5 protein-coding genes are annotated in these 3,871 nt (G+C 63.4%); 2 read left to right on the top strand and 3 right to left on the bottom strand.

The window, feature by feature from the left end; translation table 11 throughout:
* Positions 1-398: 398 nt before the first annotated feature.
* Positions 399-1,079, bottom strand: a complete 681-nt coding sequence (locus H7965_RS28225; RefSeq protein ID WP_186773856.1) for a ChrR family anti-sigma-E factor — start codon at positions 1,077-1,079, stop codon at positions 399-401.
* Positions 1,069-1,677 carry a sigma-70 family RNA polymerase sigma factor gene (locus H7965_RS28220; RefSeq protein WP_186773855.1) on the bottom strand — a complete coding sequence of 203 codons (609 nt, stop codon included), beginning with the start codon at positions 1,675-1,677 and terminating at the stop codon, positions 1,069-1,071. Before H7965_RS28220 ends, H7965_RS28225 begins: the two co-directional genes overlap by 11 nt.
* 391 nt (positions 1,678-2,068) lie before the next feature.
* Here H7965_RS28220 and H7965_RS28215 point away from each other — a divergent pair, with 391 nt between their 5' ends.
* Complete coding sequence (locus H7965_RS28215) at positions 2,069-2,269, top strand: hypothetical protein (RefSeq protein ID WP_186773854.1); 201 nt, start codon at positions 2,069-2,071, stop codon at positions 2,267-2,269.
* Positions 2,270-2,414: 145 nt separating this feature from the next.
* On the top strand, positions 2,415-3,149 hold the full coding sequence (locus H7965_RS28210) for a CHRD domain-containing protein (RefSeq protein WP_186773853.1): 735 nt from the start codon (positions 2,415-2,417) through the stop codon (positions 3,147-3,149).
* Positions 3,150-3,502: 353 nt separating this feature from the next.
* Here the strand turns inward: H7965_RS28210 and H7965_RS28205 are convergent, their stop codons facing one another.
* The gene (locus tag H7965_RS28205; protein WP_186773852.1) at positions 3,503-3,661 is read right to left on the bottom strand and encodes a hypothetical protein; all 159 of its coding nucleotides are present in this window, start codon (positions 3,659-3,661) and stop codon (positions 3,503-3,505) included.
* Between the last annotated feature and the right edge of the window lie 210 nt (positions 3,662-3,871).

The raw sequence follows: 3,871 nt of genomic DNA, 5'->3' as shown, positions 1-3,871 counted from the left end.
GGCCGGTCTTCGACTGCGCCGCCGGCCCCCAGTGTAGTCGCGGGCCCTGCGCTGAACCACCGCAATCCGCGGTCCTTCCGCCGGCGGGCACCGGTTGCACCGGACGCCGGAAAATCCCCTCTTATTACGCACTTGGCGTCACCGGTTTCTAGTTTCCTCCAATTCCTACCTGCTGAGCACGACTTGGGAGCCACGTGTGATCGCGGCCTGCATTCGACGATACGAGGCGAATTTATCGCTTATGGCTTGACCATCTGGGCGCATGGGAGATTACGGCCGCTCGCGCCTTACCGCGGAATGGGAGCCGACCAGGAGCGGGTCGCGGCGATGCTGCGACTGACCTAACCCGCATGCAATAGAGGCGCGGCTTGCCTGAGAAGCTGCGCCGCCAGTTGCTATCAGATGCGTGCGAAGGCACTGAAGAGACGGCTTGCAAGGCTTCCGAAGCGCAGTCGCCCTTGGGTTGCGATCAGGCATACGCACTCGTCCTGTCCCTCGGCCGTCGGCTGATGGCTGACGGCCTCGTCGGCCTCGGCGACATCGTCGGGGCCGTAGTGTCCAGCCGCGTCCACAAAGGCCCCTGCGATGACCAACGTGAGCTCAATGCCGCGATGGGAGTGCTGTGGAAGTGCAGTGCCCGACCGCACGCGGAGCAGGTGAAGCGTCCCGTCATCAGGCTGCCGCAGCAACACAGCCCGCCGTATTCCAGGGGCTAGCCACCGCCATTCTGCATTGCGCAGCAAGGATGGTAAAATCGAGTGCCCTTCGCCCTGAACAGCCGTGACCCGGCGCGGATGCTGAGCATCCGCCTTCGCGGCCACATCCGAGGAGACCTCGTTCAGCCGACTCATCGCTCGCTCCAGCATCACCGGTGCGAGAGCCGCCGGCGGCAGGCTGTCAAGAATCGCGCCGCCTACCTTCTCGGCCAGCCGGACCGTGGCGGCACACTGCGCACAATGAATGAGATGCGCACCGACCACGACCGCCGCCGCCTCCCACAGGTTCCCCGCCCCATAAGAAACCAGCGTCGCCTCGCTCGGATGGTGTCGAATCATCCTGCTTGGCGCCTCATCCCTCATCGCATCCTCCACACCCGAGCGCCGTCCGCAGCCGCGCAAGCGCCAGTCTCAGGCGCGCTTTCACGGTCCCAAGCGGAATTCCGAGCCGGTTCGCAATCTCCGAGTGAGAGCGCTCGCCGAAGTAGGCGAGGTCAAGCACCTGCCTTTGCGCCAGAGACAAGGTGGCGAAGGCCTCGTGCAACCCGGCTTCTTGCTGGGCAGACGCTAGCAAGTCGTCGGCGCCGGACACAGGGTCCGGCATCCACTCCATCTCTTTGGAACAATCAGCCAAGAGGGCCGGCGAGGATCTGCTTCGTCGTCGCGCATCAGTCCGTATGTTGCGGGCGATCGTGAAAATCCATGTTGTCGCCCCTGCCTTGCGCCTGTCGAACAGCGCGGCCTTCCTCCAGACCAGAAGCATGGTTTCCTGCACCATCTCATCCGCTTCGGCGTCGCCTGCAGTTCCCGAGCGAAGAAAATACGTCTTCAGCCGCGGCGCGAAGTGGCGAAACAGGGCCTCAAAGGCAGCCCGGTCACGCTTTTGCGCAAGCGATTCGATGCGGGCCGCCAAATCCTGCCCGACCGAGGCGCGCTCTTCCTGCTCCGGCTGGCCCGTCATCACCGGTCAGTCCATGCCACGGCGGCCCGGCGGTCGCAGGCGCCTCGTACTACGTCCCATCCCCGCTCACTCGCGGGATGGCTGCAAGGCATCCCATCATCCTCACCGATCTACGTAGGCGACGTCCGGCTGGATCACTGCGGAGCACCTCCATTCGCTTATAAGATCTGCAACCAGCTGTTGTGCTGGGCGCGCCCCCGCACAAGCGAGTAAGAAATATGGCTCAAGCCCAATGTGAGTTCCTCGGCTAACCTACATCCTGGGCGGCCTCGCTCGGCCCAATACGACCGCCGCCGGTTAGAGCTGACTGCGCAATCGTGCGATGACGCGATCCAGGTGGGAGCCGAATGCGTATGGGGTAAGAAGATCCGGGCGATGAGCGGCAGTTACCATGAACCAACTCAACCTGAAGTATGTCGCTGCCGGACCTGCCGACGAGCAGACGGCTATCGCTTCGGCGCCTGGCGACGCTAGTGAGCATGTGCCCATCGGCTCGTCAGTTCCGGGGAGTGACGCCCCGTTTCTGCTGACGCTTGTCGCAGTAGCGGCAGCCGAAGTCGCAGTGCTGATGATTTGCCTGCTGGCAGCTTGATGGCTGTCGTTATGCCGCCCGCTTCCTTGTCGGGCGAGTATCGCCGCCATGCGGATCAATCTCTGACGACGGCGTGAACTGATCATCCAACTCGAGCACGCGTGCGTATGCCTTCCCGGGCGCTATCGCCCCCGGGAGCGGAAGCATGGCACACGACACATTCGTGCAAGACGGCAAATTGCTCTATTCAACCGAGTTCACCGCATTGAACAATTCCGGCGTCGCTGGCCGCGCTGTTCTGCTACTCGACCAGAACGCACAGACGCTGACCGTCGACATTCAGGCCACTGGCTTGGAGGCCGACCAGATGCACATCCAACACATCCATGGCTTTGCCGACGACAAGGATGCAATGACGCCGACCATTGCTCTGGACGATGACGGTGATGGCTTTGTTGAATTGGTCGAAGGCTTGGCAGCTTACGGCCCGATCCAGCTGAACCTGACGCTGGACCCGGCCAGCGCCGCGCACGACCATGGCACAGAGGGCCATGACCACACGGCAGAGGCGGTGTTTCCGACCGTGGGCGCGGACGGCGTGCTGAGCTACCGGGAGACGTTTCACTTCGACGCGAGCGACCCGAATGCGCAGGTTATCCTCGATGGCATCACGCCGCTCGAGTTCAAGGAGATCGTGCTGCATGGCATGACGACGACTGCGCGGCAGGGCCAGGGCACGGAGGGTGAGGTCGATGGCACTGCCGGTTATAAGCTCGTACTCCCGATCGCTTCGGGCGAGTTGATGGGTGTCGCGTCTGCGGCCGACGTGCTGGGCGCGGTGGACCATCTGGGCCTTGAATATGGCGAGGTGGTGGACTGGCAGGCGATTGGCGATCAGGTGATCGCGAATTTCGAGGCCACGGGCCAGTGGTTCATTTGAACCCACTGATTCAGTAGCGCGCAGTTACTCTCAGAGGCGGCATGCGGAGGCTTCATGCTCCGGGCTACCACATGCCGCCTCAGCGCCTCCTATCACAGACGCCCGCCCAGCGCACGATGTCGCATGCGGCGCGCCGGCGGGATGCGGATCAGCTCAGTAACGCCGCCGATGAGTATCCGGCGCCAAGCGAGGCTATGCGTTCCGCCAGACAGAGGCTGTGTGCGCGGTTAGTTCGTGCTTACCTCGCCATTGAGTAGAGGACTCTGCCCCGGCACATGGCGGCGGCCGATCGGGGTGGCGGGCCTAATGGGAGTCGTTTGTACCGTAGCGTCCCTGGGATCCCGAGGGATTAGTCAGGGTCCAGCGACGATGGTGAGATTGAGGGCGGTGCAGGCGCGGCTGATGTCGACGTGTCTGTTCACGTCGCGCCGGCGCGACGCCACCCGCAGCGCACCCCCGAAGCGGTCACGGAAGAGGGCGAGATTGTCACCGGCATGGAAGCGGGTCGGCAATACGCCATCGGGTGCGGAGGTGGTGCTTGGTTCAACAAGCAGAGACCATTCGAATCCAGGCGCACTCCCTCCGCCATTGTGGTGTAAGAGGGGCAAAACCTGTGGTGGTCAGGCGGGCTGGCAGCGCTGCCGGACCAAGTCGGGCAAGTACGGGATGCTGGCTTGGCCTGGGATGCCGAGCCTGGCGCCGAGGTAATCCCAGAAGCTGAG

It is taken from the genome of Siccirubricoccus deserti (assembly GCF_014283215.1).
In the GTDB taxonomy this organism is placed as follows: Bacteria; Pseudomonadota; Alphaproteobacteria; order Acetobacterales; family Acetobacteraceae; genus Siccirubricoccus; species Siccirubricoccus deserti.
The sequence above is the reverse complement of the archived record's forward strand: the minus strand, read 5'-3'. Positions and strand labels throughout refer to the sequence as shown.

Coding starts and splice junctions, on each gene's coding strand:
- H7965_RS28225 (WP_186773856.1), bottom strand. CDS start 1,079: ATGAGGGATGAGGCGCCAAGCAGGATGATTCGACACCATCCGAGCGAG.
- H7965_RS28220 (WP_186773855.1), bottom strand. CDS start 1,677: ATGACGGGCCAGCCGGAGCAGGAAGAGCGCGCCTCGGTCGGGCAGGAT.
- H7965_RS28215 (WP_186773854.1), top strand. CDS start 2,069: ATGAACCAACTCAACCTGAAGTATGTCGCTGCCGGACCTGCCGACGAG.
- H7965_RS28210 (WP_186773853.1), top strand. CDS start 2,415: ATGGCACACGACACATTCGTGCAAGACGGCAAATTGCTCTATTCAACC.